This window comes from Bacillus cereus group sp. MG4 (assembly GCF_040460055.1).
Taxonomy (GTDB): domain Bacteria; phylum Bacillota; class Bacilli; order Bacillales; family Bacillaceae_G; genus Bacillus_A; species Bacillus_A wiedmannii.
Genome location: NZ_JARVGZ010000001.1, coordinates 2,334,163 through 2,360,320, shown reverse-complemented (window position 1 = coordinate 2,360,320; position 26,158 = coordinate 2,334,163). Strand labels below are relative to the sequence as shown.

The following is a 26,158-nucleotide window of genomic DNA, read 5'->3' as shown; positions in this document are numbered from 1 at the left end:
TAGTATATAGATATTGCAGCGTAGTTTGCATTATATTGTCACCCCTTAATCTGTCTTGTATAATGAACAGGTTAAGGGGTGATTTCGTGTTACAACCGAAGACGCGTTGGAAAGAAAAAGAATATAATGACGAGCGAGTGAGTGAATTAGCAAGTAAATTAAAATTATCACCACTTGTCGTTTCGTTATTCCTCGGTAGAGGACTAGATACAGAAGATAAGATTTTAGATTTTTTAAATACAGAAAATCAAGAATTTCATGATCCATTTTTATTAGAAGGAATGGATAGAACGGTAGAACGTGTAAATAAGGCGATTCAAAATGGAGAGCAAATATTAATATTTGGTGACTACGATGCGGACGGAGTAAGTAGTACGACTGTGTTATATCTTGCTTTGCAAGAATTAGGTGCAAATGTAGAATTTTATATCCCAAACCGTTTCACAGAAGGTTATGGACCAAACGAAGAAGCATTTCGTTGGGCGCATAGCGCGGGGTTCTCCCTAATTATTACTGTCGATACTGGTATCGCAGCAGTACATGAAGCGAAGGTAGCGAAGGAGCTTGGAATAGATCTTATTATTACAGATCACCATGAGCCACCACCAGAATTGCCAGAAGCACTTGCGATTATTCATCCGAAATTAGATGGCGGTGTATATCCGTTTCACTATTTAGCTGGTGTAGGTGTTGCATTTAAAGTTGCACATGCACTACTAGGCCGTGTACCAGAAAATTTATTAGAAATTGCAGTAATTGGTACAGTAGCCGATTTAGTGTCACTTCATGGTGAGAATAGATTACTAGTGAAGCGCGGTTTAAAGCATATGCGCATGACGAAAAATATCGGGCTAAAGGCGCTATTTAAAGTTGCTAACGTTTCGCAAAGTGAAATTACAGAAGAGAGCATTGGATTCTCGCTCGCGCCGCGTATTAATGCAGTTGGCCGTTTAGAAGATGCTACGCCGGCTGTACATCTTTTATTATCAGATGATCCAGAAGAAGCGAAAGAGCTAGCTGAAGAAATTGATGAGCTGAACAAACTGCGAAAAGATATTGTAAAGCAAATTACAGAAGAAGCTATCGCTGAAGTGGAAAATAATTTCCCGCCAGAAGACAATAAAGTACTAGTACTGGCAAAAGAAGGCTGGAATCCAGGTATAATTGGAATTGTCGCATCTAAATTAGTTGAACGTTTTTATCGTCCAACGATTGTATTATGCATTGATCCTGTAAAAGAAACAGCAAAAGGTTCAGCACGTAGTATTGCAGGATTTGATTTGTTTGCAAACTTGTCAGATTGTAGAGAGTTATTGCCACACTTCGGAGGGCATCCGATGGCAGCGGGAATGACGCTACATATGAATGATGTAGATGAATTGCGCCGCCGCTTAAATGAACAAGCAGAGGTAATTTTAACAGAAGAAGATTTTATTCCAATTACAGCTGTTGATGTCTTTTGTAAAGTGGAGGATGTAACACTGGCAGCAATTGAAGACATGCAAAAGTTAGCGCCATTTGGTGTTGGAAATCCAAAACCGCGTATTGCAGTGAAGGATGCAGAGCTAGAAAGTATTCGTGCAATCGGATCAGACGGTTCACATTTAAAAATGGCTCTTCGCGATGGACAAGCGACATTGGATACAATCGGATTTGGATTTGGTGCGTATGCGAAAGAAATTTCTCCAGTTGCAAAGGTATCTGTAATAGGGGAAGCATCTATCAATGAATGGAATAATTTTAAGAAGCCGCAATTAATGGTACAAGATATTGCTGTAGAGGCGTGGCAATTATTTGATTGGCGTAGTATGCGTAACGTAGAAGCGAATGTAGCAGAACTTCCGAAAGAAAAAATAACGATGGTGTATTTTTCTGAAGAGGTATTGAATAAATTTTCTTTAGAAGACTATAAAGAGCATATGATGCATGCATCAGAAGTGACTCATTTAGACGATCAATACATCGTGTTACTTGGTTTGCCAAAAGGCACAGATGAATTAAGAGATTTATTTAAAGCTGGGTTCCCGTCGCGAATTTATACGCTATTTTATCAAGAGAATAATCATTTATTTAGTACTGTTCCAACGAGGGAACATTTTAAATGGTACTATTCGTTCTTGAGCCAAAAAGCACCATTTTCTTTAAGACAATATGGAGAACAGCTATGTCGACATAAAGGTTGGTCAAAAGATACAGTAAATTTCATGACACAGGTGTTTTTTGAGTTAGAATTTGTTACAATAAAAGATGGCGTCATTTTTATGGCAGACAAAAAACAAAAGCGTGATTTAATTGAATCGAACACATATCGTGAGAAAATGAACCACTTACAATTAGAAAAAGAATTGGTTTATAGCACATATCAGCAACTATATACATGGTTTGAAACGATTCGTAATCATAAAGAAGTAGAACAGTTAGGGTAAAGGATTTGTATTTGCAAACCTTTTAGATCTGAGGAGGATTCAGAAATATGGATTTCAAGCAACATATCGCAATTGTACCGGATTATCCAAAAGAAGGTATTGTATTTAAAGACATTACACCGTTAATGAACGACGGTAAAGCATACAAAGCAGCAACAGATGCAATCGTTGAGTATGCAAAGAAAAGAGACATTGACGTTGTAGTAGGGCCAGAAGCACGTGGCTTTATTATCGGTTGCCCAGTTTCTTATGCGTTAGAAGTAGGTTTTGCACCAGTTCGTAAATTAGGAAAATTACCACGTGAAGTAATTACAGTTGACTACGGTAAAGAATATGGTAAAGATGTTTTAACAATCCATAAAGATGCAATTAAGCCAGGTCAACGCGTATTGATTACAGATGATCTATTAGCTACAGGTGGAACAATTGAAGCGACAATTAAGCTAGTTGAAGAACTTGGCGGAGTTGTAGCAGGAATTGCATTCTTAGTAGAGCTTACTTACTTAGATGGTCGTAAAATGTTAGATGGTTACGATGTATTAGTATTAGAAAAATACTAATCACTATATAGGTAAAACTACGGTGATAAGAAGTACCCGTGAATCTCTTGGAGAGGAGCGGGTACTTTTGTATAATTGCACAAAAAAATAAGGTGAAATGTCAGTAAAATCTTTTCCTTTTCACAATTCACAATCATTAGGTTATAATGATAGAATATAATTTATTCTACTTAATTAAGATAAAGTCAATTTTCAATAAAAGGTGATTCGATGGCAAATGAGCAGGTACTAACAGCTGAACAGGTACTCGAGAAAGCAAGTCAATATTTAGCAGATGAAGATATTGAGCTAGTGGCACGTGCCTATGAATATGCACGTGATGCGCATAGCGAACAATACAGAAAATCGGGTGAACCGTACATTATTCATCCAATTCAAGTTGCAGGTATTTTAGTTGATTTACACATGGATCCAGCTACAGTATCAGCAGGTTTCTTACATGATGTAGTGGAAGATACTGAAATTACATTAGAAGATATTGAACGGGAATTTAATAAAGAAATTGCTATGCTTGTCGATGGTGTAACAAAGCTCGGAAAGATTAAATATAAATCTCATGAGCAACAACAAGCAGAAAACCATCGCAAAATGTTTATCGCAATGGCTCAAGATATTCGAGTTATTTTAATTAAACTAGCTGATCGTCTTCATAACATGCGTACATTGAAACATTTGCCTCAAGAGAAGCAGCGTCGCATTGCAAATGAAACGTTAGAAATCTTTGCACCTTTAGCACATAGACTCGGAATTAGTACTATTAAATGGGAGCTAGAGGATACGTCACTTCGCTATTTAAATCCACAGCAGTACTATCGTATTGTAAATTTAATGAAGCGTAAACGTGCAGAGCGTGAAGAATATTTAGACGAAGTAATGACTGGTATTCGTGAGAAATTAAAAGAAGTTGCAATTCAACCTGAGATTTCTGGAAGACCAAAGCATATTTACAGTATTTATCGTAAAATGGCACTGCAAAATAAACAGTTCAATGAAATTTACGATTTATTAGCTGTACGTGTCGTTGTAAATAGTATTAAAGATTGTTATGCAGTACTTGGAATTATTCATACGTGCTGGAAGCCGATGCCAGGTCGTTTTAAAGATTATATTGCGATGCCGAAAGCAAATCTATATCAATCTCTTCATACGACTGTAATTGGGCCGAAAGGTGATCCGCTTGAAGTGCAAATTCGTACGAAAGAAATGCATGAGATTGCAGAGTTCGGGATCGCGGCGCACTGGGCGTATAAAGAAGGAAAAACAGCAGAAACAACAGGTACATTAGAGAAGAAACTTACATGGTTCCGTCAAATATTAGAATGGCAAAATGAAGCTTCTAATGCAGAAGAGTTTATGGAGTCATTAAAAATTGATTTATTCTCTGACATGGTATTCGTCTTTACACCGAAAGGCGACGTAATGGAGTTGCCACTTGGATCTGTTCCGATTGACTTTTCGTATCGCGTGCATTCAGAGATTGGAAATAAAACAATTGGTGCAAAAGTAAACGGGAAAATGGTGACGCTTGATTATAAATTAAAAACTGGTGACATCATTGAAATTTTAACATCGAAGCATTCGTATGGGCCAAGTCAAGACTGGGTGAAACTTGCTCAAACATCTCATGCAAAAAACAAAATACGTCAATTCTTTAAGAAGCAACGTAGAGATGAAAATATTGAAAAAGGCCGTGAACTTGTTGAGAAAGAAGTGCGTAGCCTAGAGTATGAGATGAAAGAAGTGTTAGCTCCTGACAATTTAAAACGTGTTGCTGAAAAATTCAATTTTGCAAATGAAGAAGATATGTTTGCAGCAGTTGGATATAGCGGGATTACAGCGTCGCAAATTGTTACGCGACTAACGGACAAATTCCGTAAGCAACGTGAAGAAGAAGAAATCGTTGAAGTTAAAGAAGTTCGTAAACCAATGAAAATTCGAAAATGGGATTCTGGCGTTAAAGTAAGTGGTGCGGATAATTTATTAATTCGTTTATCAAAATGCTGTAACCCGGTTCCAGGTGATGATATCGTTGGGTATATTACGAAAGGCCGAGGTGTATCGATTCACCGCCGTGATTGTGTAAATGTTCATACAGAAGAAGCTATAGAACGTTTATTGGAAGTAGAGTGGGAAGGTAGTCCTGAAAAAGAAATTGAGTATAACGTTGATATTGAAATCTCAGGTTACGATCGCCGTGGCTTATTAAATGAAGTATTACAAGCTGTTACAGAGACGAAAACGTATATTTCGGCAGTTTCTGGTAGAAGTGACCGTAATAAGATGGCGACAATTAATATGTCAATCTCTATTCGTAACTTACAGCACTTGAAAAAAGTAGTAGAACGCATTAAACGTGTTCCAGAAATTTATGCAGTACGACGCATGATGCATTAATAGGGAGTGTAGAAAAGATGAGAGTTGTTTTACAACGATCAAAAGAAGCGTCTGTCACAGTAGACGGTGAGATCGTAGGGCAAATTCCGTTCGGTTTAACATTACTAGTTGGCATTACGCATGAAGATACAGAAAAAGATGCAACTTACATTGCAGAAAAAATTGCGAACTTACGTATTTTTGAAGATGAGAGTGGAAAGATGAACCATTCTGTACTTGATGTAGAAGGACAAGTTCTATCAATTTCGCAATTCACATTATACGGAGATTGCCGCAAGGGAAGACGTCCCAACTTTATGGATGCTGCCAAACCTGATTATGCAGAGCGTTTATATGATTTCTTTAATGAGGAAGTTCGTAAGCAAGGATTGCATGTAGAAACAGGGAAGTTCGGAGCAATGATGGATGTTTCTTTAATCAATGATGGTCCGGTGACCTTAATTGTGGATAGTAAATAGTATTGCTTAAGAAGAGGGGATTACATAATCCTCTCTTTTTTATACATTGCTGTATGTTTTGTTCATTTATCCTGCTATTTGTGGGCAGTGAAACCCACTGATTAAAGTTTCACTTTATTTGGAATCAATAGCTGTTTCAGTTATGTATAACTCTTTCATCAATATGGAACAATAAAAAGTAAAACATCTATATTGAATGTGAGGGATATACGTATGCGTATGAATGAAAAAGGGCATTCTGTTACAAATGGTGCAAATCAACTGTTTAACGTAAATTTTCATGATTTTATTTCAAAAGAGCAAAACAATACTTCAATGGAGCTTGCTTCTGAGTTTGGGATTTCTCTTCAAGATGTAAAGCGTCTAAAGAAGCAGATTGAACGCTCTTAGAGTACTTGACAATCCTACTCAACAAACGTATAGTAATTTTATATTTACATATGAATATAACCGTTGATAGAGAAGAGTAAATGAGATACACATGGAAAGAGAAGAAATGTCTTAGGCTGAAAACATTTCTGCATGATGACTGATTGAATGACACTCTAGAGGTTTCAACTTGAACGGCATATATGCTTAGTAGGGATGAACGCACATTTAAGCGTTATTAAAAAAGTGGAAGCATACGTGCTTCAATTAGGGTGGCACCACGGGTATAATACTCTCGTCCCTACTGTTCAAACAGTAGAGGCGGGAGTTTTTTATTTTTATTAAGATTAAAACAATTTGAGGAGGAACTGAATATGTCTATTCAAATCCCACGCGGAACGCAAGATATTCTTCCAGGTAGCGTTGAGTTATGGCAGTATATCGAAGGGCAAGCACGCGAAATTTGCCGTCGTTACAACTATAAAGAAATTCGTACACCAATTTTTGAACACACTGAGCTATTTTTACGTGGTGTTGGTGATACGACAGATATCGTACAAAAAGAAATGTACTCATTCCAAGATCGTGGAGAGCGCAGTTTAACATTACGTCCAGAAGGTACTGCACCTGTTGTACGTTCTTACGTTGAAAACAAAATGTTCGGTGATGCAACACAACCAACGAAATTATACTATATCGGTCAAATGTTCCGTTACGAAAGACCACAAGCAGGTCGCTATCGTCAATTCGTACAATTTGGTATTGAAGCAATCGGTAGTAACGATCCTGCAATTGATGCAGAAGTAATTGCACTTGCTGTAGAGTTTTACCGCGGCATGGGCTTAAAAAATATTAAAGTTGTATTAAACAGCTTAGGTGATGCGGCGAGCCGTCAAGCGCACCGTGATGCGTTAATCGCACACTTCCAGCCACGTATCGGTGAGTTCTGTTCTGACTGTCAATCTCGTTTAGAAAAGAACCCTCTTCGTATTTTAGATTGTAAGAAGGACCGTAACCATGAATTAATGGGAACAGCACCATCTATTACAGAATACTTAAATGAAGATTCAGCAGTATACTACGACAAAGTTCAAGAACTATTAACGATGATGGATGTTCCGTTTGAAAAAGATCCGAACTTAGTACGTGGTTTAGACTACTATCAACACACTGTTTTTGAAATTATGAGTGAGGCAGAAGGTTTCGGTGCTATCACTACATTAAGCGGCGGTGGCCGTTATAACGGGCTTGTACAAGAAATTGGTGGGCCAGAAATGCCAGGTATCGGTTTTGCGATGAGTATCGAACGTTTAATTATGGCGCTAAAAGCTGAAAACATAGAATTACCAATTGAACATAGTATTGATTGTTATGTTGTAGCGCTTGGTGAAAAAGCGAAAGACCATGCTGCGAAAGTTGCGTTTGATCTTCGTAAAGCTGGATTATCAGTTGAAAAAGATTATTTAGACCGTAAAATGAAAGCACAATTTAAATCAGCAGATCGTCTAAAGGCGAAATTTGTAGCTGTATTAGGGGAAGATGAGCTAGATAAAGGCATCATTAACTTAAAAGATATGGCAACAGGCGAACAAGAAGAAGTAGCATTAGATGTATTTGCTTCATACGTAGCAGAGAAATTAATATAGGGGGAACTTACAGTGGCTGAAAGAACACATGCATGTGGAAAAGTAACAGTAGAAGCAGTTGGACAAACAGTTCAATTAAAAGGTTGGGTACAAAAACGCCGTGATTTAGGTGGATTAATCTTTATCGACTTACGTGACCGTACAGGTATCGTGCAAGTTGTATTTAACCCAGAAACATCAAAAGAAGCGTTAGAAATAGCAGAAACTATTCGTAGTGAATACGTATTGCACGTAGAAGGTACAGTTGTTGAGCGTGGTGAAGGCGCAATTAATGACAATATGGCAACGGGTCGTATTGAAGTACAAGCAACGAAAGTAAACGTATTAAATGCAGCAAAAACAACGCCAATCATTATTGCTGATGATACAGATGCATCAGAAGATGTGCGTTTAAAATATCGTTATTTAGACTTACGTCGTCCTGCAATGTTTAACACATTCAAAATGCGTCACGATGTAACGAAAACAATTCGTAACTTCTTAGACACAGAAGAGTTCTTAGAAGTAGAAACACCAATTTTAACGAAGAGCACACCAGAAGGAGCTCGTGACTATTTAGTACCAAGTCGTGTACATGATGGTGAATTCTATGCATTACCACAGTCTCCGCAATTATTTAAACAGCTGCTTATGGTCGGTGGATTTGAGCGTTACTATCAAGTAGCACGTTGTTTCCGTGACGAAGATTTACGTGCAGACCGTCAACCAGAATTCACACAAATCGATATCGAAGCTTCATTCTTAACACAAGATGAAATTTTAGATATGATGGAGCGCATGATGACGAAAGTTATGAAGGATGCAAAAGGTGTAGAAGTGAGTGCACCATTCCCTCGTATGAAATATGCTGATGCAATGGCTCGTTACGGTTCTGATAAGCCAGATACACGCTTTGAAATGGAACTAACAGACCTATCTGAATTTGCAGTAGGTTGTGGTTTTAAAGTATTTACAAGTGCTGTAGAAAGCGGCGGACAAGTAAAAGCAATTAATGCAAAAGGTGCTGCGAGCAAATACTCTCGTAAAGATATCGATGCATTAACTGAATTCGTAAAAGTATACGGTGCAAAAGGTCTAGCTTGGCTTAAAGTGGAAGAGGACGGCTTAAAAGGACCGATTGCGAAATTCTTCGGTGAAGAAGAAGCAAACGCGTTAATGGCTACATTAGAAGCTACTGCTGGCGACTTATTACTATTCGTAGCAGATAAGAAGAGCGTTGTCGCAGATAGCTTAGGTGCACTTCGTTTACGTCTAGGTAAAGAGCTTGAGTTAATCGATGAAAGTAAATTTAACTTCCTATGGGTAACGGATTGGCCACTTCTTGAGTACGATGAAGATGCAGATCGTTACTTCGCAGCTCACCACCCATTCACAATGCCATTCCGTGAAGATGTTGAGCTATTAGAAACAGCACCAGAAAAAGCACGTGCACAAGCATATGACCTTGTATTAAATGGTTATGAGCTTGGTGGTGGATCACTTCGTATTTACGAGCGTGACGTACAAGAAAAAATGTTCAAAGCACTTGGATTCTCACAAGAAGAAGCACAAGAGCAATTCGGATTCTTACTAGAAGCATTCGAATACGGTACTCCACCACACGGCGGTATCGCATTAGGTTTAGACCGTCTTGTTATGTTACTTGCAGGCCGTACGAACCTTCGTGATACAATTGCATTCCCGAAAACAGCAAGCGCAAGCTGCTTATTAACAGAAGCTCCAAGCCCAGTAGCAGAAGCACAGCTTGAAGAACTGAACTTGAAGTTGAACGTGAAAGAAGAGAAGTAAGAATAAAGTCTAGATGGTTATACTATAGCCGTCTAGACTTTTTTTGAGAGGAAATTTAAAAAGTCCGGTTCAGATGGCAGTCGCATCTCGTCGTTGCTTCGCCAGTCTGGTGCTCGAGTAGTAAAGCTACACTGCGCTCCTCCTGGCTTCAGCGCCTCGATCTGCTCGGCCCTCTGAATCCTCCTTTTTAAACGTGTATTGGAGAGAAAGTTTAAAAAGTCCGGTTCAGATAACTGTCGCATCTCGTCGTTACGTATGCTAGTCCGGTGCTCGAGTAGTACTTCTACACTGCGCTCCTCCTAGCATATGTGCCTCGATCTGCTCGGTTCTCTAAATCCTCCTTTTGAAGCGTATATTGAAAGGGTTGTTTAAAAAGTCCGGTTTACACTATGTTTTTATTCTCGAAATATGTATTTTTAGGAATTCTATAACTTTTTCTATACAAATAGTCGGAAAAACGCTAGAATACATGATAGACCATTTTTGTAATAGGAGTGTAGAGCTGAATGTTACATCAATTTTCACGTAATGAATTAGCCTTCGGTAAAGAAGGACTTGAAATATTAAAAAATAGTACAGTCGGTATTTTAGGAATTGGCGGCGTAGGGTCATTTTCGGCAGAGGCGTTAGCACGTTCTGGCGTAGGACGTCTCGTATTAGTCGATAAAGACGTTGTAGATATTACAAACGTAAACCGTCAAATTCACGCGTTAGTATCTACTGTAGGACGTTCAAAAGTAGAATTAATGAAAGAGCGTATCGCAGACATTAATCCAGAGTGTGAAGTAATTGGACTAGAAATGTTTTATACTGATGAAACATATGAAGAGTTCTTCAAACATGGATTGGATTTCGTAGTAGATGCATCTGATACGATTACGTTCAAAATTCATTTAATTAAACAGTGCTTACGTCGAAAAATTAAAATTATCTCATGCATGGGTGCAGCAAATAAAATGGACCCAACTCGTTTCCGTATTGCGGACATCTCTAAAACACATACAGATCCAATTGCGAAAGTAATTCGTACGAAGCTTCGTAAAGATGGTATTAAAAAAGGTGTAAAAGTTGTCTTCTCTGACGAAAACCCAATCGTAATTCGTGAAGAAGTACGTAAAGAAATCGTACCAGACGAAAATGCAAAAATTCGTAAAGCGAAATTACCACCTTCATCAAATGCATTCGTACCATCTGTGGCAGGCCTAATTATGGCAAGTCACGTTGTACGTGAACGTATTAAAAACGTTGAAGTGAAGCGTGTAGGGCAAGAATAAAAAGAAAGCATATATCCGTCTAGGATATATGCTTTTTCTATTATGCTTTAAAGAATTGCAGATATTTGCAATACTAATAATTCGAATGTAAGTAATCCTAATAAAGAATAATCGTATTTATCCGACTTATAGGCAGAAGTCTTTTTTAAACTTTGAATGGTAAAAAATCCTAATGTTAGGACGAGAACACCGAGTGTTATTTTGAAGACTATTAATGAAATAGTAACCATCTCCCTTCAAACGTATATGTTTATAGTAATATTTAAGTGAAAAATATCCAATTCGTTTCAGAAGTTTCCTTTTATGAAAGAGAAGGATATTTCGTCAATTTTTGTCGGTAAATCGATATTCCTTGTCGAATCGTCGATATATTTTGAGTTTCGATAGATATATTTGAAAAATCGTCGATATAATTTCATTTACCGGCACATATACGCACATATATACTCTCCGCCAAAGAAACAAACAGGGATGTCACTTAGCCAAAAAAGTGACATCCCTGTTTTTAATTTTCTGCAGAATAAATAATATCTAAATTTCCATTTTGATCTGTCTTGAAAATTGGAGCGATCTGTTCTTCTTGTTCTTCAACTGAAACGAGTTTTCGAGCACGGTCCATAATTCTAACAAGCATGGCGTAATCTTCTTCGATTGCTTGTTGTTTTTTTGAGAGGACCGCTAATTTTGCTTCAAGTTCATGATTTGTTTTTTGCAGGGAAGTGAGCTGAGCTTGTAATACGTCATTTTCAGTTTGTAACTTTGCGAGTGAAGGGTTATTGTGCTCTAAGTTTTGCAAAAATGAAATGACACTTTGCATTGTAAGTTCTTGTTTATTTGGCGTAATATCTTCTGAAAACTCGGCATCAATTACGAGTTGTTTCGTTTGTGTGAAATGTTCTTTTTCTATTTTAGCTTCAGAGCGTTTTAATTCTTTACGTTGTTTTTTTGCAAGTTGCACCGCATCTTCGTAATTCGGTCTTACTTCAGCATTCCATCTAAATCCGCAAGCTGCTGAAGTGCGGTTCAATGTATCGCCGACTTCATCGAATGCTTTTATTTGTGTACTGCCGCTGCGAATATGTCGTAAAACAGTTTCTGCTAAAAGGAGATCGTCTTCTTTTGTCCATGCATCTTGACGTGTTTTCATAAGCGAAGCCTCCATAATGGTGACGTTTTCGCTTATGTTACCCTTTATTTTTCGTTTTATTCGAACTTTGTAATCTTTCATATACAGTAGAAAGTGCTTGCTCAAATTTCCCTGTCGTTTTTGGTTTATAATATTGTTTGTTTTTTATTTTATCAGGTAAGTATTGTTGTTGTACCCAGCCATTTGGATGGTCGTGTGGGTATAAGTATCCAATGCCTCTTCCAAGTGATTCTGCGCCTTTGTAATGACTATCTTTTAAATGACTTGGAATGTCGCCTGTTTGACCGTTGCGTAAATCGTGTAATGCAGTATCAAGTGCTTTGTAAGCTGAGTTTGATTTTGGTGATAAGCAAAGCTCGATAACAGCATTTGCAAGTGGGATACGTGCCTCTGGGAAGCCAACTCGTTCAGCTGATTCTATGGCTGCTAGTGTACGCGGTCCGGCTTGTGGGCTAGCAAGTCCGATATCTTCGTATGCCATAATAAGAAGACGTCTACCAATGCTTTGTAAATCACCAGCTTCAATAAGACGTGCTAAATAGTGAAGTGCTGCATTTACATCACTTCCGCGTACCGATTTTTGAAATGCCGATAATACGTCATAATGAGCATCTCCACCTTTGTCGTGAACGAAACTCTTTTTTTGCAAGCATTCTTCTGCGATTTCTAGCGTAATTTCTGCAGACTTGTCATCCGTTGTAAAGCTAGATAAAACAGCTAGTTCAAGTGCACTATAAGCGGAACGCATGTCTCCACCAGATGCATTTGCAAAGTGATGTAATGCTTCAGGCGTAACCGTTACATCATATTCCCCGAGACCTTTTTCTTTATCTTCAAGTGCTCGTTTTAAGCCAATTAAAAGATCATCTTCTGTTAATGCGTGTAATTCGAAGATTTGACAACGACTTCGAATAGCAGAATTAATAGCATGGAACGGATTACTCGTCGTTGCACCGATTAAGGTAAGGAGTCCGCTTTCTAAATGAGGTAATAGAAAATCCTGTTTTGCTTTATCTAGACGGTGTACTTCATCTAAAATTAAAACGAGGTGTCGATGCATCTTTGCTTCTTGTACGACAACTTCCATATCTTTTTTATTATGAGTAACAGCGTTTAATAGGCGAAAAGGGGTTCCAGTACTTCCTGCAATTGCGCTCGCAATGGATGTTTTTCCTGTGCCTGGAGGGCCGTATAAAATCATAGATTGAAAATGATTTGCTTGGACCATTCGCCATAAAATTTTTCCTTCACCAACTAAATGTTGTTGTCCGATAATTTCTTGAATATTTGTAGGGCGCATTCGATGTGCGAGTGGCTGTTTCATTTTTACCGTCTCCCTTAAAGTATAATCTCTTTCTATCGTATCATTTTTTTTATTGGAATTTGAAATAGGATGCTGTTTTGTGGGAAAAATGAATATAAATATTTTCATTTTTCTTTCAATTGTAATAATTTCCGAGTTTTTCAATGTGATTTTATGTTATCATTTTGATACACAAGTTGAAATTTCTTATAATACTATATTATGCTATAATTTCATAGGATTTTAAATTGTGTTCTTTTATAAATAAGATATAACCAATAGAAGTGAAAATTTGAAAAGAGGTGCAAAATAGATGAAGATTTCAACGAAAGGCCGCTACGGCTTAACAATTATGATCGATCTTGCAAAAAAGTTTGGTGAAGGTCCAATTTCCTTAAAATCAATTGCGCAGGCACATGATTTATCGGAACATTACTTAGAGCAATTAATTTCACCACTTCGTAACGCTCGTCTAGTAAAGAGTACGCGTGGGGCATATGGCGGATATGTATTGTCTGATCAGCCAGCTAACATTACAGCTGGGGATGTAATCCGTGTATTAGAGGGTCCGATTAGTGTTGTGGAAATGATAGAAGAAGAGGAACCGGCACAACGCCAATTATGGATGCGTGTTCGTGATGCGGTGCAAGAAGTGTTAGATAGTACAACGTTAGAAGATTTAGTACGTTATGAGGAAGAAAATCACGGGGGCTATATGTTTTACATTTAATTCCTTGTGAAACGATTTGGAAAGAAGGAGATTTAATGGAACGCATTTACTTAGATCATGCTGCGACATCTCCGACTCACCCAGAAGTGGTCGAAAAGATGATTCCATATATGACAGAAACATTCGGGAACCCGTCTAGTATTCACTTTTATGGACGTCAAACGCGCCATGCAGTAGATGAGGCAAGACGCGCGGGAGCACGTAGCATTCATGCGAATCCGAATGAAATTATATTTACGAGCGGTGGTACAGAAGCTGATAATTTAGCACTTATAGGTGTAGCACGTGCGAACCGTCATAAAGGTAACCATATTATAACGACGCGAATTGAACATCATGCAATTTTGCATACGTGTGAATTGTTAGAGCGCGAAGGGTTTGAAGTGACATATTTACCTGTTGATGAAACAGGACGCGTTCAAGTTTCTGACATACAAAATGCATTAACAGAAGAGACGATTCTCGTATCCGTTATGTTTGGGAATAATGAAGTCGGGACGATGCAACCAATCGCGGAAATAGGGAAGTTGCTAAAAGAGCATCAAGCTTATTTTCATACAGATGCGGTACAAGCTTACGGATTAGTAGAAATAGATGTGAAAGAGTTCGGCATTGATTTATTATCGATTTCAGCTCATAAAATTAATGGACCAAAAGGTGTAGGGTTCCTATACGCTGGTGCAAATGTGAAATTTGAACCGTTATTAATAGGCGGGGAGCAAGAAAGAAAACGCCGTGCTGGTACTGAAAATGTACCGAGTATCGTTGGTTTGCAACATGCAATTTTGCTAGCTGAAAAAACTCGTGAGCAAAAAAATGCCCAATATGAAGAGTTTAAAGATATAATGGTATCTGTCTTCAAAAATGAAGACATTACTTTCGAGGTAAACGGAAACTTAGAATATCGCTTACCACATGTGCTTAATATCAGTTTTACAGGAATGAACATTGAACCGTTCCTTGTGAACTTAGACTTAGCTGGCATTGCAGTGTCGAGTGGTTCGGCGTGTACAGCTGGTTCGATTGATCCATCACATGTATTAGTAGCGATGTTCGGAAAAGACTCCGATCAAATACGTTCATCCGTACGCTTTAGTTTCGGACTTGGAAATACGAAAGAGCAAATTGAGAAAGCGGCGTACGAAACAGTGAAAATCGTGAAGCGATTAACACAAAATTAGCATGGGAGGTGACATGATGAACAAACTACCTCAAGAAACACGCGTTGTCATCGGGATGTCCGGTGGCGTCGATTCATCTGTAGCAGCTCTTTTATTAAAAGAGCAAGGTTATGATGTAATCGGGATTTTTATGAAAAACTGGGATGATACAGATGAGAATGGTGTCTGCACAGCAACAGAAGATTACAATGATGTAATTGAAGTGTGTAACCAAATTGGCATTCCGTATTATGCAGTAAACTTTGAAAAACAATACTGGGATAAAGTATTTACGTACTTCCTAGATGAGTACCGAGCTGGTCGTACACCAAACCCAGATGTAATGTGTAATAAAGAAATTAAATTTAAAGCATTTTTAGAGCATGCAATTGCGCTTGGTGCTGATTATGTAGCGACAGGTCATTATGCACGCGTTGCTTATATGGACGGCGAATATAAAATGCTTCGCGGCGTTGATGATAATAAAGACCAAACGTATTTCTTGAATCAATTAAGCCAAGAGCAATTATCAAAAACAATGTTCCCATTAGGTGAATTAAAGAAACCGCAAATTCGTGAAATGGCGACAGAAGCTGGTTTAGCGACAGCGGCGAAGAAAGATAGTACTGGTATTTGCTTTATCGGTGAGCGTAACTTTAAAGATTTCTTAAGCAACTATTTACCAGCGCAACCAGGTGTGATGCAAACATTATCTGGTGAAGTGAAAGGAAAACATGACGGTTTAATGTACTATACAATTGGACAACGTCATGGTCTTGGTATTGGTGGTAACGGTGATCCGTGGTTTGCTGTTGGGAAAAACTTGAAAGAAAACATTTTATATGTTGATCAAGGATTCCATAACGAACTTCTATATGGTGATGAAGTTATTGCTACGAATATCGGCTGGGTAAGTAATGAAGCGAAAGAAAAAGAATTTAAGTGCACAGCGAAATTCCGTTATCGTCAAGAAGACAATAAAGTAACGGTTCAAATCGTTGATGAAAATACAGTTCGTATTCTTTGTGACGAGCCAATTCGTGCAATTACACCAGGACAAGCAGTTGTTTTCTATGATGGAGATGAGTGCTTAGGCGGTGCTACAATTGATGAAGTATATCGTAGTGGTAAGAAATTGGATTATTTAGGATAAAATGAGAAGCCTCTGCCGATTAGCGGTTAGAGGTTTCTTTTACATAAAGCGAATTTTCGTTCGCTTGGAAAATACATTCTTTGTTATAATTTGTTGTAGAGGTGAAGGACATGTCAAACAAACTTGAAACAGGTATTCAATATATGCAAGAAGGAAACTGGGAAGAAGCTGCTAAAAATTTCACAGAAGCAATCGAAGAAAATCCGAAAGATGCGCTTGGATACATTAATTTTGCGAATTTATTGGATGTACTAAGTGATAGTGAAAGAGCAATTTTATTTTATAAACGTGCATTAGAATTAGATGATAAATCTGCAGCTGCTTATTATGGATTAGGAAATGTATATTACGGTCAAGAGCAATTTGCAGAGGCAAAGGCTGTATTTGAACAAGCGATGCAAGCGGGATTACAATCAGCTGATGTAACATTTATGTTAGGTATTACACATGTGCAACTTGGAAATGATCGTCTTGCACTGCCGTTTTTACAAAGAGCAACAGAATTAGATGAAAACGATGTAGAAGCTGTGTTCCAGTGCGGACTTTGCTTTGCACGTTTAGAACATATTCAAGAGGCGAAACCTTATTTTGAAAAGGTATTAGAAATGGATGAAGAGCATGCAGATGCGTATTATAATTTAGGTGTTGCGTACGTATTTGAAGAAAATAACGAGAAGGCTCTTACTTTATTTAAGAAAGCAACTGAAATTCAGCCAGATCACTTTTTAGCTGGTAATGGTGTTCGTTTATTGGAGCAAGAAGCTGAATAAGATGAAAAGATAGTTTAATGGGTAGTTATCCCTCATCTAAATAGGTGGGGGATGTACTGCTCATTAAAGTGAAACGAACCGGAAAGGAGAGGAAAGATGGGAAATCAACATGCAATGGATTTGTTTGAGGAAGATAAAAAGTTTATAAAAGCGCAAGTTCTTCATACCATTTTCCACAACGAAGAAAACCTCTATTCCGTTGTCAGTATGAAAGTCATTGAGACGAATGAAACGTACGACGAAAAAAAAGTGATGATAAACGGTCATTTTCCCCGCATGCATGAAGATGAAGTGTTTACATTGACAGGGCATTTTAAAGACCATCCGAAGTATGGGAAACAATATTTAGTTGAAACATTTAAGAAAGAATTGCCGCAAACAAAAGCTGGTATGGTGCAATATTTAGCGAGTGATTTATTTAAAGGGATAGGAAAGCGTACAGCTGAAAAAATTGTGGATCATCTTGGGGAACATGCCATCTCTAAAATTATGGATGATCCGGATGCGTTAAATGGTGTTGTCAATAAGCAAAAAGCTCAAGAAATATATGAGACAATTGTTGAACATCAAGGACTAGAGAAAGTAATGAGTTTTTTAAATGGTTACGGTTTTGGAACGAAGCTTTCTATTAAGATTTACCAGCAATATAAAGAGATGACATTAGAAGTGATTCGTAATAATCCGTATAAGCTTATTGAAGAAGTGGACGGGATTGGATTTGGAAGAGCGGATGATATAGGACGTGCGTTAGGTATATCGGGTAATCATGATGACCGTGTACGTGCGGGTTGTTTTTATACGTTAGAGAATGTTTCATTGCAACTTGGTCACGTTTATATGGGGAAAAATCAACTCGTAAGAGAAACGATGTCACTTTTAAATAATCAAGAAGGAAGAGTGACCGAGGAAGACATTGTAGCTTGCGTTGAAATGATGCAAAGTGAAGGGAAAGTTATCATAGAAGAAGAACGAGTGTATTTAGCATCGTTATTTTACTCAGAAAAAGGTGTTGTAAAGTCTATTCGCCGACTTATGAATCAAGAAGAAACACCTTCATTTCCTGAAGCAGAAGTGTTAAAGACGTTAGGCCAAATTGAAGAACAACTGAACGTACAGTATGCACCGTTTCAGCAAGAAGCGATTCAAACGGCACTTCATAAACCGATGATGTTATTGACAGGTGGACCAGGAACAGGGAAAACAACAGTTATTAAAGGAATTGTTGAAATGTATGCGTCACTTCACGGGCTATCGTTAAATCCGAATGAATACAGTGACGATAATCCATTTCCGATATTATTAACGGCCCCAACAGGAAGAGCAGCGAAGCGAATGAGTGAATCAACAGGGCTTCCAGCTTGTACAATTCACCGTTTACTTGGTTGGACCCCAGAAGGGTCTTTCCAGCGTAATGAAACGGATCCGGTACAAGGGAAATTGCTCATTATTGATGAATTTTCAATGGTTGATATTTGGCTTGCAAATCAGCTGTTTAAATCATTGCCGACTAACATTCAAGTTATCGTTGTAGGTGATGAAGATCAATTACCATCTGTAGGACCTGGACAAGTGTTGAAAGATTTATTGAATGCAGGTGCAGTTCCAACAGTGAAGCTTACTGAAATTTATCGTCAAGCGGAAGGCTCATCTGTGATTCAACTCGCCCATGCGATAAAAAATGGAACGCTCCCACCAGATTTAGCACAAAATCAAAAAGATCGTTCATTTATCGGCTGTACAGGAGCTCAAATTGTTGAGGTTGTTAAGAAGGTTTGTGAAAATGCTAAGACAAAAGGGTTTAGCGCAAGAGATGTACAAGTACTGGCCCCGATGTATCGTGGCCCTGCCGGTATTAATGTACTAAACGAAGCGTTGCAAGAAGTGTTTAATCCGAAAAGGGAAAAGAGTAAAGAAATTGCTTACGGTGATGTTGTATACCGAAGAGGCGATAAAGTACTGCAACTCGTTAATCAACCGGAGAGCCAAGTGTTTAATGGTGATATCGGAGAAATTGTTTCGGTGTTTTATGCGAAAGAGAACGTTGAACAACAAGATATGATTATCGTTTCATTTGATGGAATTGAGGTAACGTATACAAAGCCAGACTTAAATCAAATTACACATGCGTATTGCTGTTCGATTCATAAATCGCAAGGTAGTGAGTTTCCGATTGTGATTATGCCGATAGTGAAAAGTTACAATCGTATGTTACGTCGTAATTTAATTTACACTGGTATTACAAGAAGTAAAAAGTTCCTCATTATTTGCGGGGAGGAAGCAGCTTTCCAATCTGGTGTAAATCGCCTTGATGATGCAATGCGTCAAACGACTTTAGCGAATCGCTTGCAAGAATCACAAGGAGAAGTACAGATGGTAACAGTTAATGGTGAAGAAATGGACGTGGAAAACATTTCACCGTATGATTTCATGTAACAAGGTGAAATTATATAGTGAAACTTTCAAACGTATAACGTTGAAAGGCTCCAGTAATGTATAAATGAATGCGGTTTGGACATAATGGCGAATAGAATCTGGGAGACTGTAAGGAGATGAAAGCCATATGTTCATTTGTCCAAATTGCAAAGGGAAAGACATTGGAAAAATAGGTGTCAACCAATTTTATTGCTGGAATTGTTATATCGAATTATCGGTTTCAAAAGGGAAAATCCATACGCATCAAGTAGAGGAAGATGGTTCATTAAGCTCTCTTGATGATTTATTTGATGAGAACGAAAGAACGATCGGATAACGAAAAGGGGGATTTACTTTGAATCTACGCAATTCATTAATCGCATTAGGTGTTGGAGCGGCAGCATATCAATATGCTCGCAAGCAAGATGTATTTTCAAAACGCAATATGAAAAAAGCACGTAAGATGATTAAATCTTATTTATAAGCGCAAAAAACTCCCTTCATCATAAGGGAGTTTTTTTATGCACTTGTATGTAAATATAAAAGTCCAATTTCAGAGAAGAGATACGATAGGCCATAACATCCAACGCCAAGCATTCCGTAATGAAATAATTGCTTCGCCCTTTCTTTTCGCGAGGAACGAATAAAGAAACCTTTCCAAATCCCAAACCCGATACAAACCCATTCAAGAATCATAAAAAGTGCTGATAATACGAGCATAAATAAAACCATTATGAGCCCTCCTGATTATATTGTTTCATGCTGCATTCTCAGGGGTGGTTGTCCTTATTATGTTATGTATATGTACGTCTTTACAAAACAGTATGGTCTGTATAAAAAGATTTTAAAACTTTCGCACATAACCTACCCTATTTATTTTCAAAATAAAGGTGGAGGAGGTTTTTCGTGTGAAGAATCTTAAAATCATTTGGATATATCGTTTAGGGTTATTGTTACTTGTATTTCTTTGTTTGCTCGTCTTTTTAAAAATTAAGCCGCTATGGGCACCGATTATTTTTGTATTTAAAGTGGCAATTACACCGTTTCTTATTGCGTGTTTTATTGCGTATTTATTGCATCCTTTAATTGAAAAAATTCATAAAGAAGGGATGCCACGTACACTTGCTATTTTGCTTATTTACATCCTTTTCTTTGGCGGGATTGGTTATGGAATTTATAAAGGAACGCCAGTTGTTATTAAACAGTTACAAGAGATTAATGAACAATTTCCGCAGTTTACAAAAATGTATGATTCTTGGATGGATGGCGTCACAGAACAAACAGCAAATTTCCCATCATTTATTCATGAAAAGGTGAAACAAATTTTTGTTGGTGTAGAAACGAAGATACAATCACTTTTAAATAAAGTGATGAGTACGGCTCGTGGCGTACTGGATTCGTTGCTTATTATTTTCTTAATACCGTTCATTGTATTTTACATATTAAAAGATTACGATGAATTTTATCACATCTTTTGGAAATTAGTCCCAAGTAAGTGGCGTAGTACAGGGCAAATGCTGGCGAAAGAAATTGATAAGTCACTCGGAAGTTATATTCGAGGACAGTTATTTGTTTGCTTAGTATTAGGGGGAGTATCTGTTCTTTCTTTTTGGTTTATCGGTATGAAATATCCATTATTACTCGGCATTATTATTGGGGTAACGGATATAATCCCGTACTTCGGTCCTATTTTAGGGGCGATTCCGACATTGATGATTGCGGCAACGGTATCAACAAGTTTACTCATTAAGGCGGGAATTACGATTGCTATTTTGCAATTTTTGGAAAGTAACATTTTATCACCTTACATCGTTGGTAAGTCACTTCGTATGCATCCTGTTATTATTATGCTTGCATTACTAGTTGGAGGAGAAGTAGCAGGAATTGTAGGGCTATTAATATCAGTTCCTGTTTTAGCGGTCATTCGTACGGTGATCGTTCATGTAAGACCTCTTTGGAAAAAAGAAGATGTGTAATATGAAAGCCCTCTACTTATAAAAGTAGAGGGCTTTCATTATTTAGAGAGTTGCTCGTGTATTTGTTGAACGAGAGAGCTTACATCATTTGTTTGAATATACTTTATTTTTTTCCATTCATTATCGTACATAAATATAATTTGATTGCTGAAAAGCCGCTTTTGCTCTTTTAGATTAGAAATGTTTGCAAAAGAGTACTCTTCAAATATTGGGTTCTTACTTACATCTGGTCCATAAAAGAAGAGCCGTTTGTTCGTTAAAATTAACAGTCCTGGTCTTGCAACGGAACGATAAATAAATATATCTAATGAACATGCAGTGTAAAATAATATCGTTTCGTCAGTCGTTAATATGTTTTAGCCTTGTTCAATAAAGTTGTCATTTTGCTCGCTCCTTTATTATTAATAATTTAATAATAACAAAAAAATAATATTCTCAAAAAAATATAGAGGTAGTACAATTTATTAATAAATGCATAATATATTGAAAGGCTGTTAAGAATGAATAGTAGAATAACTATGGTTAATGCAATATAAATGATTATCTACATTGACAAACTTAAGAGAATTCTATTATATTTAGTCATATAATACATTAAATCAATGACGGAAAAAGTACGTTACAGTCCATTTATAGAGAGAAGCTTCCATATGGCTGAAAGAAGCTTTAAATGAAGGGTAACAGAAAGCTAATCCTGAGAGCAGCTAATCACTGCCGTCTTGCCACGTTACGGCACCATGAGGTGATGAATTGATTGTTATAATAATCAATTCATAATTAGGGTGGTATCGCGAGTTAACTCTCGTCCCTTTTATAGGGGCGGGAGTTTTTTATATTTAAGGAGGAAAATACAATGAAACAACTAACAGGCGCACAAATTCGTCAAATGTTTTTAGACTTTTTCCAAGAAAAAGGACATGCAGTAGAACCTAGTGCATCACTAGTTCCGCATGAAGATCCATCTCTGTTATGGATTAACAGTGGTGTAGCGACATTAAAAAAATATTTTGATGGACGTGTAATCCCGCAAAATCCACGTATTACAAATGCCCAAAAATCAATTCGTACAAACGATATTGAAAACGTAGGGAAAACAGCTCGTCACCATACATTCTTTGAAATGTTAGGTAACTTCTCAATCGGTGATTACTTTAAAGAAGAAGCAATTACTTGGGCTTGGGAATTCTTAACGAGCGACAAATGGATCGGATTCGATAAAGAATTACTATCAGTTACAATCCATCCAGAAGATGAAGAAGCATTCACAATTTGGAATGAAAAAATGGGTGTTCCAAAAGAGCGCATCATCCGTTTAGAAGAAAACTTCTGGGATATCGGCGAAGGACCAAGCGGACCGAATACAGAGATTTTCTATGACCGCGGAGAAGCTTATGGTAATGACTTTAGTGATCCAGAATTATATCCAGGCGGAGAAAACGAGCGTTACTTAGAAGTATGGAACCTTGTATTCTCTCAATTTAACCATAATCCAGACGGTTCATATACACCGCTTCCTAAGAAAAACATCGATACAGGGATGGGTCTAGAGCGTATGACATCTATCGTTCAAGATGTACCTACAAACTTTGATACAGACTTATTCATGCCGATGATTGGTGCAACAGAAACAATTTCTGGTGAAAAGTATCGTAATGGTGACTTAGAAAAAGATATGGCGTTTAAAGTAATCGCTGACCATATCCGTACAGTAACATTTGCTGTAGGTGATGGTGCTCTTCCATCTAACGAAGGCCGTGGTTATGTATTACGTCGTTTATTACGCCGCGCGGTTCGTTATTCGAAGAAATTAAACATCAACCGTCCATTCATGTTTGAATTAGTGTCGGTTGTTGGAGAAGTAATGAAAGACTTCTACCCAGAAGTACTTGAAAAGAAAGATTTCATAGCAAAAGTTGTGAAAAACGAAGAAGAGCGTTTCCATGAAACACTTCATGATGGGGAAGCAATTTTAGCTGAAGTTATCACAAAAGCAAAAGAAGAAAAAACAACTGTTATTTCTGGAGTAGATGCGTTCCGTCTATATGACACATATGGTTTCCCGATTGAATTAACAGAAGAATATGCAGAAGAAGCTGGTATGACAGTTGATCAGGAAGGCTTTGAAAGTGAAATGGAAAAACAACGTGAGCGCGCACGTGCTGCTCGTCAAGACGTTGATTCTATGCAAGTTCAAGGCGGTGTCCTTGGAGAAGTGAAAGTAGCGAGCGAGTTCGTTGGTTACGGTACAGTTGCAACAGAAAGTAACGTTGTTGCACTTGTGAAAAACGGCGAATACACAGATAGCTTACAAGCTGGTGAAGAAGGGCAATTAATGCTGGATGTAACACCATTCTATGCTGAGAGCGGTGGACAAATTGCAGACCGTGGTTACCTTCTTGCTGACGGCGTGAAAGTACTTGTAAAAGATGTACAAAAAGCACCAAATGGTCAAAACTTACACAAAGTTGTTGTTGAAGAAGGTACATTAACGAAAGATGCGGCTGTGAAAGCTATTATCGACACGAAAAACCGTAGTAGCGTTGTGAAAAATCATACAGCAACTCACTTACTACACCAAGCATTAAAAGACGTACTTGGAACGCATGTTAATCAAGCAGGTTCTCTTGTAACTTCTGAACGTTTACGTTTTGATTTCTCTCACTTCGGTCAAGTACAAGCTGACGAATTAGAAAAAATTGAGCGTATCGTAAACGAGAAAATTTGGGAAAGTATTGATGTTGAGATTTCTCAAAAAGCAATTGAAGAAGCGAAAGAAATGGGCGCAATGGCATTATTCGGTGAAAAATACGGTGATGTTGTACGCGTTGTACAAGTAGGCGATTATAGCTTAGAGCTTTGCGGTGGTTGTCACGTTGATAACACAGCTTCAATTGGTATTTTCAAAATCGTTGCTGAGTCTGGTATCGGTGCAGGAACGCGTCGTATTGAAGCAGTAACTGGTAAATCTGCATACGAATTAATGAACGATCAAGTAGGTTTATTAAAAGAAGCAGCAGGAAAAATGAAAACAAACCCGAAAGATATTTTAACAAGAGTGGATGGTTTATTTGCTGAAGTAAAACAACTTCAAAAAGAAAACGAATCTCTTGCTGCAAAATTAAGCAATATTGAAGCTGGAAACTTAACTGATTCAGTAATGACAGTTGATGGAGTAAACGTATTAGCAGCGAAAGTAAACGTTGCAGATATGAACAACTTACGTACGATGATGGATGACCTGAAAAATAAATTAGAGTCTGCAGTTGTCGTATTAGCGTCTGTAAATGATGATAAAGTAAACATCTTAGCTGGCGTAACGAAAGATTTAATTAGCCAAGGTTACCATGCTGGTAAACTTGTGAAAGAAGTAGCTTCTCGTTGTGGCGGCGGCGGTGGTGGCCGTCCTGACATGGCTCAAGCAGGCGGTAAAAACCCAGCGCAAGTTGAGGAAGCTTTAGCATTTGTACAAGAGTACGTTAAATCTGTTTCAAAATAAAGAGATAGTAGTGTACAATGGTAGGGAGAGGAGAAGTTCTTCTCCCTATACTTACTATATAAGTGAGGTGCTTGAAATGGACGGTTTTGATAAAACAATGAAGTTTAGCATTCAAGATGAAAAACAGAGTGTCCATGTAAATGATGTACTTTTAACTGTGTATGATGCACTTCAAGAAAAAGGCTATAATCCGATTAACCAAATCGTCGGTTATTTATTAAGTGGAGACCCAGCATACATACCTCGCCATAAAGATGCACGAAGCATCATTCGCAAGCTTGAACGTGATGAGTTAATTGAAGAGCTTGTGAAGTCGTACTTGAAACATCATCGTGAGGAGTAGTTTATGCGGATATTAGGTTTAGATGTAGGTACAAAAACAGTCGGAGTTGCAATGAGCGACGAAATGGGCTGGACAGCGCAAGGGCTGGAAACAATCAGGATTAACGAAGAACGAGGCCACTTTGGTTTTGATCGTATTTCTGAGTTAGTAAAGCAGTACAATGTGGACAAAATAGTAGTAGGTTTACCTAAAAATATGAATGGTACAATTGGCCCACGTGGTGAAGCGTGCCAGCAATTTGCAGAAAACCTGCGAAATCTGTTACAATTAGAAGTTGTAATGTGGGACGAGCGTTTGTCAACGATGGCAGCGGAACGTCTGCTCATTTCAGCTGATGTGAGTCGTAAGAAGCGAAAACAGGTAATCGATAAGATGGCTGCAGTCGTAATCTTACAAGGATTTTTAGATAGTAAATAAGAGGTGACCAAAATGGAAGAAAATCAAATTACAATTGTAGACGAAAAAGGTAACGAACATTTATGTGAAATTATTTTCACTTTTGATGCTGAAAAATTTGGCAAAAAATCATACGTAGTCTTCTCTCCAATCGGTGAAGTAGACGAAGATGGAGACCCAATTTATGATGCAATGGCTTATGAGCAAAATGAAGAAGAGGGCGGAAGTTTACTTCCAATCGAATCTGAAGAAGAGTGGGAAATGGTACAAGAAATGTTCAACACTCTAGCTGATGAGCAAGAAGCTGAATAATAAGTACTGAAAAGGTGGACGACATATAGTCCACCTTTTTTTATA

The 26,158-nt window shown here is 37.8% G+C and carries 23 protein-coding genes, 1 pseudogene and 2 other annotated features; of the genes and pseudogenes, 20 read left to right on the top strand and 4 right to left on the bottom strand.

The genetic code is table 11. The annotated features are described in order from the left end of the window. The first annotated feature begins 86 nt into the window (after positions 1-86). From recJ to QCI41_RS12380, 8 genes are all read left to right on the top strand, one after another. Positions 87-2,426, top strand: coding sequence for a single-stranded-DNA-specific exonuclease RecJ (gene recJ, locus QCI41_RS12415; protein WP_353837392.1), 2,340 nt, complete (start codon positions 87-89; stop codon positions 2,424-2,426). 47 nt (positions 2,427-2,473) lie between these two features. Next, complete coding sequence (locus QCI41_RS12410; RefSeq protein WP_000346221.1) at positions 2,474-2,986, top strand: adenine phosphoribosyltransferase; 513 nt, start codon at positions 2,474-2,476, stop codon at positions 2,984-2,986. Positions 2,987-3,196: 210 nt separating this feature from the next. After that, positions 3,197-5,380 carry a GTP diphosphokinase gene (gene relA / locus QCI41_RS12405; RefSeq protein WP_001262796.1) on the top strand — a complete coding sequence of 728 codons (2,184 nt, stop codon included), beginning with the start codon at positions 3,197-3,199 and terminating at the stop codon, positions 5,378-5,380. Positions 5,381-5,397: 17 nt separating this feature from the next. Then, on the top strand, positions 5,398-5,838 hold the full coding sequence (locus tag QCI41_RS12400; protein WP_001266955.1) for a D-tyrosyl-tRNA(Tyr) deacylase: 441 nt from the start codon (positions 5,398-5,400) through the stop codon (positions 5,836-5,838). A gap of 213 nt (positions 5,839-6,051) precedes the next feature. After that, a complete protein-coding gene (locus QCI41_RS12395) occupies positions 6,052-6,228 on the top strand; it encodes a hypothetical protein (protein ID WP_001242605.1) in 177 nt (58 codons plus the stop codon). A gap of 54 nt (positions 6,229-6,282) precedes the next feature. Next, positions 6,283-6,513, top strand: a binding site (T-box leader). Positions 6,514-6,581: 68 nt separating this feature from the next. Further along, positions 6,582-7,853: a histidine--tRNA ligase gene (hisS, locus tag QCI41_RS12390; protein ID WP_353837393.1), complete on the top strand. Its 1,272-nt coding sequence runs from the start codon at positions 6,582-6,584 to the stop codon at positions 7,851-7,853. Between the two features lie 12 nt (positions 7,854-7,865). Next, positions 7,866-9,641 (top strand): aspartate--tRNA ligase, encoded by a 1,776-nt coding sequence (gene aspS, locus QCI41_RS12385; RefSeq protein ID WP_353837394.1) that lies wholly within the window; start codon positions 7,866-7,868, stop codon positions 9,639-9,641. Positions 9,642-10,147: 506 nt separating this feature from the next. Continuing rightward, a complete protein-coding gene (locus QCI41_RS12380; RefSeq protein ID WP_000903181.1) occupies positions 10,148-10,915 on the top strand; it encodes a tRNA threonylcarbamoyladenosine dehydratase in 768 nt (255 codons plus the stop codon). Between the two features lie 505 nt (positions 10,916-11,420). Here QCI41_RS12380 and QCI41_RS12375 read toward each other — a convergent pair. Further along, on the bottom strand, positions 11,421-12,062 hold the full coding sequence (locus QCI41_RS12375) for an RsfA family transcriptional regulator (protein WP_000857720.1): 642 nt from the start codon (positions 12,060-12,062) through the stop codon (positions 11,421-11,423). 37 nt (positions 12,063-12,099) lie between these two features. Beyond that, complete coding sequence (locus QCI41_RS12370; RefSeq protein WP_353837395.1) at positions 12,100-13,386, bottom strand: replication-associated recombination protein A; 1,287 nt, start codon at positions 13,384-13,386, stop codon at positions 12,100-12,102. A gap of 292 nt (positions 13,387-13,678) precedes the next feature. Here QCI41_RS12370 and cymR point away from each other — a divergent pair, with 292 nt between their 5' ends. From cymR to QCI41_RS12335, 7 genes are all read left to right on the top strand, one after another. After that, a complete protein-coding gene (cymR, locus tag QCI41_RS12365) occupies positions 13,679-14,095 on the top strand; it encodes a cysteine metabolism transcriptional regulator CymR (protein ID WP_000704116.1) in 417 nt (138 codons plus the stop codon). A gap of 35 nt (positions 14,096-14,130) precedes the next feature. Continuing rightward, the gene (locus tag QCI41_RS12360; protein WP_060488233.1) at positions 14,131-15,276 is read left to right on the top strand and encodes a cysteine desulfurase family protein; all 1,146 of its coding nucleotides are present in this window, start codon (positions 14,131-14,133) and stop codon (positions 15,274-15,276) included. 16 nt (positions 15,277-15,292) lie between these two features. Next, positions 15,293-16,408, top strand: coding sequence for a tRNA 2-thiouridine(34) synthase MnmA (mnmA, locus tag QCI41_RS12355; protein WP_001038022.1), 1,116 nt, complete (start codon positions 15,293-15,295; stop codon positions 16,406-16,408). Between the two features lie 110 nt (positions 16,409-16,518). Beyond that, entirely contained in the window at positions 16,519-17,178 is a 660-nt protein-coding gene (locus tag QCI41_RS12350) for a tetratricopeptide repeat protein (RefSeq protein WP_353837396.1), read from the top strand. A gap of 96 nt (positions 17,179-17,274) precedes the next feature. Beyond that, positions 17,275-19,611, top strand: a complete 2,337-nt coding sequence (gene recD2, locus QCI41_RS12345; protein WP_046958828.1) for an SF1B family DNA helicase RecD2 — start codon at positions 17,275-17,277, stop codon at positions 19,609-19,611. A 127-nt stretch (positions 19,612-19,738) separates the two neighbouring features. Then, positions 19,739-19,927: a hypothetical protein gene (locus QCI41_RS12340; protein ID WP_000469281.1), complete on the top strand. Its 189-nt coding sequence runs from the start codon at positions 19,739-19,741 to the stop codon at positions 19,925-19,927. 18 nt (positions 19,928-19,945) lie between these two features. Next, positions 19,946-20,074, top strand: coding sequence for a YrzQ family protein (locus QCI41_RS12335; RefSeq protein ID WP_001053553.1), 129 nt, complete (start codon positions 19,946-19,948; stop codon positions 20,072-20,074). Between the two features lie 35 nt (positions 20,075-20,109). On the opposite strand, the gene QCI41_RS12330 is transcribed toward QCI41_RS12335, so the two are convergent. Then, positions 20,110-20,322: a hypothetical protein gene (locus QCI41_RS12330; RefSeq protein ID WP_000242555.1), complete on the bottom strand. Its 213-nt coding sequence runs from the start codon at positions 20,320-20,322 to the stop codon at positions 20,110-20,112. Between the two features lie 176 nt (positions 20,323-20,498). Between QCI41_RS12330 and QCI41_RS12325 the strand changes: the two genes are divergently transcribed. After that, on the top strand, positions 20,499-21,566 hold the full coding sequence (locus tag QCI41_RS12325; protein WP_353837397.1) for an AI-2E family transporter: 1,068 nt from the start codon (positions 20,499-20,501) through the stop codon (positions 21,564-21,566). A gap of 38 nt (positions 21,567-21,604) precedes the next feature. Here the strand turns inward: QCI41_RS12325 and QCI41_RS12320 are convergent. After that, positions 21,605-21,948 (bottom strand): annotated as a pseudogene (locus tag QCI41_RS12320) (PH domain-containing protein). A 211-nt stretch (positions 21,949-22,159) separates the two neighbouring features. After that, positions 22,160-22,379: a binding site (T-box leader), on the top strand. A 40-nt stretch (positions 22,380-22,419) separates the two neighbouring features. Between QCI41_RS12320 and alaS the strand changes: the two are divergent. The 4 genes from alaS to QCI41_RS12300 all read left to right on the top strand — a co-directional run bounded on the left by alaS (position 22,420) and on the right by QCI41_RS12300 (position 26,113). Next, positions 22,420-25,062 (top strand): alanine--tRNA ligase, encoded by a 2,643-nt coding sequence (gene alaS / locus QCI41_RS12315; RefSeq protein WP_353837398.1) that lies wholly within the window; start codon positions 22,420-22,422, stop codon positions 25,060-25,062. 76 nt (positions 25,063-25,138) lie between these two features. After that, positions 25,139-25,405, top strand: coding sequence for an IreB family regulatory phosphoprotein (locus tag QCI41_RS12310; protein WP_000348590.1), 267 nt, complete (start codon positions 25,139-25,141; stop codon positions 25,403-25,405). Positions 25,406-25,408: 3 nt separating this feature from the next. Further along, positions 25,409-25,822, top strand: a complete 414-nt coding sequence (ruvX, locus tag QCI41_RS12305) for a Holliday junction resolvase RuvX (RefSeq protein WP_001221204.1) — start codon at positions 25,409-25,411, stop codon at positions 25,820-25,822. 12 nt (positions 25,823-25,834) lie between these two features. Beyond that, positions 25,835-26,113, top strand: coding sequence for a DUF1292 domain-containing protein (locus QCI41_RS12300; RefSeq protein ID WP_000392245.1), 279 nt, complete (start codon positions 25,835-25,837; stop codon positions 26,111-26,113). Positions 26,114-26,158: the final 45 nt, after the last annotated feature.

Excerpts from the sequence above, each read along its gene's own strand:
- QCI41_RS12410 (WP_000346221.1), top strand. The coding sequence starts at position 2,474 with ATGGATTTCAAGCAACATATCGCAATTGTACCGGATTATCCAAAAGAA.
- relA (WP_001262796.1), top strand. The coding sequence starts at position 3,197 with ATGGCAAATGAGCAGGTACTAACAGCTGAACAGGTACTCGAGAAAGCA.
- QCI41_RS12400 (WP_001266955.1), top strand. The coding sequence starts at position 5,398 with ATGAGAGTTGTTTTACAACGATCAAAAGAAGCGTCTGTCACAGTAGAC.
- QCI41_RS12395 (WP_001242605.1), top strand. The coding sequence starts at position 6,052 with ATGCGTATGAATGAAAAAGGGCATTCTGTTACAAATGGTGCAAATCAA.
- hisS (WP_353837393.1), top strand. The coding sequence starts at position 6,582 with ATGTCTATTCAAATCCCACGCGGAACGCAAGATATTCTTCCAGGTAGC.
- QCI41_RS12380 (WP_000903181.1), top strand. The coding sequence starts at position 10,148 with ATGTTACATCAATTTTCACGTAATGAATTAGCCTTCGGTAAAGAAGGA.
- QCI41_RS12375 (WP_000857720.1), bottom strand. The coding sequence starts at position 12,062 with ATGAAAACACGTCAAGATGCATGGACAAAAGAAGACGATCTCCTTTTA.
- QCI41_RS12370 (WP_353837395.1), bottom strand. The coding sequence starts at position 13,386 with ATGAAACAGCCACTCGCACATCGAATGCGCCCTACAAATATTCAAGAA.
- cymR (WP_000704116.1), top strand. The coding sequence starts at position 13,679 with ATGAAGATTTCAACGAAAGGCCGCTACGGCTTAACAATTATGATCGAT.
- QCI41_RS12360 (WP_060488233.1), top strand. The coding sequence starts at position 14,131 with ATGGAACGCATTTACTTAGATCATGCTGCGACATCTCCGACTCACCCA.
- mnmA (WP_001038022.1), top strand. The coding sequence starts at position 15,293 with ATGAACAAACTACCTCAAGAAACACGCGTTGTCATCGGGATGTCCGGT.
- QCI41_RS12350 (WP_353837396.1), top strand. The coding sequence starts at position 16,519 with ATGTCAAACAAACTTGAAACAGGTATTCAATATATGCAAGAAGGAAAC.
- recD2 (WP_046958828.1), top strand. The coding sequence starts at position 17,275 with ATGGGAAATCAACATGCAATGGATTTGTTTGAGGAAGATAAAAAGTTT.
- QCI41_RS12340 (WP_000469281.1), top strand. The coding sequence starts at position 19,739 with ATGTTCATTTGTCCAAATTGCAAAGGGAAAGACATTGGAAAAATAGGT.
- QCI41_RS12330 (WP_000242555.1), bottom strand. The coding sequence starts at position 20,322 with ATGGTTTTATTTATGCTCGTATTATCAGCACTTTTTATGATTCTTGAA.
- alaS (WP_353837398.1), top strand. The coding sequence starts at position 22,420 with ATGAAACAACTAACAGGCGCACAAATTCGTCAAATGTTTTTAGACTTT.
- QCI41_RS12310 (WP_000348590.1), top strand. The coding sequence starts at position 25,139 with ATGGACGGTTTTGATAAAACAATGAAGTTTAGCATTCAAGATGAAAAA.
- ruvX (WP_001221204.1), top strand. The coding sequence starts at position 25,409 with ATGCGGATATTAGGTTTAGATGTAGGTACAAAAACAGTCGGAGTTGCA.
- QCI41_RS12300 (WP_000392245.1), top strand. The coding sequence starts at position 25,835 with ATGGAAGAAAATCAAATTACAATTGTAGACGAAAAAGGTAACGAACAT.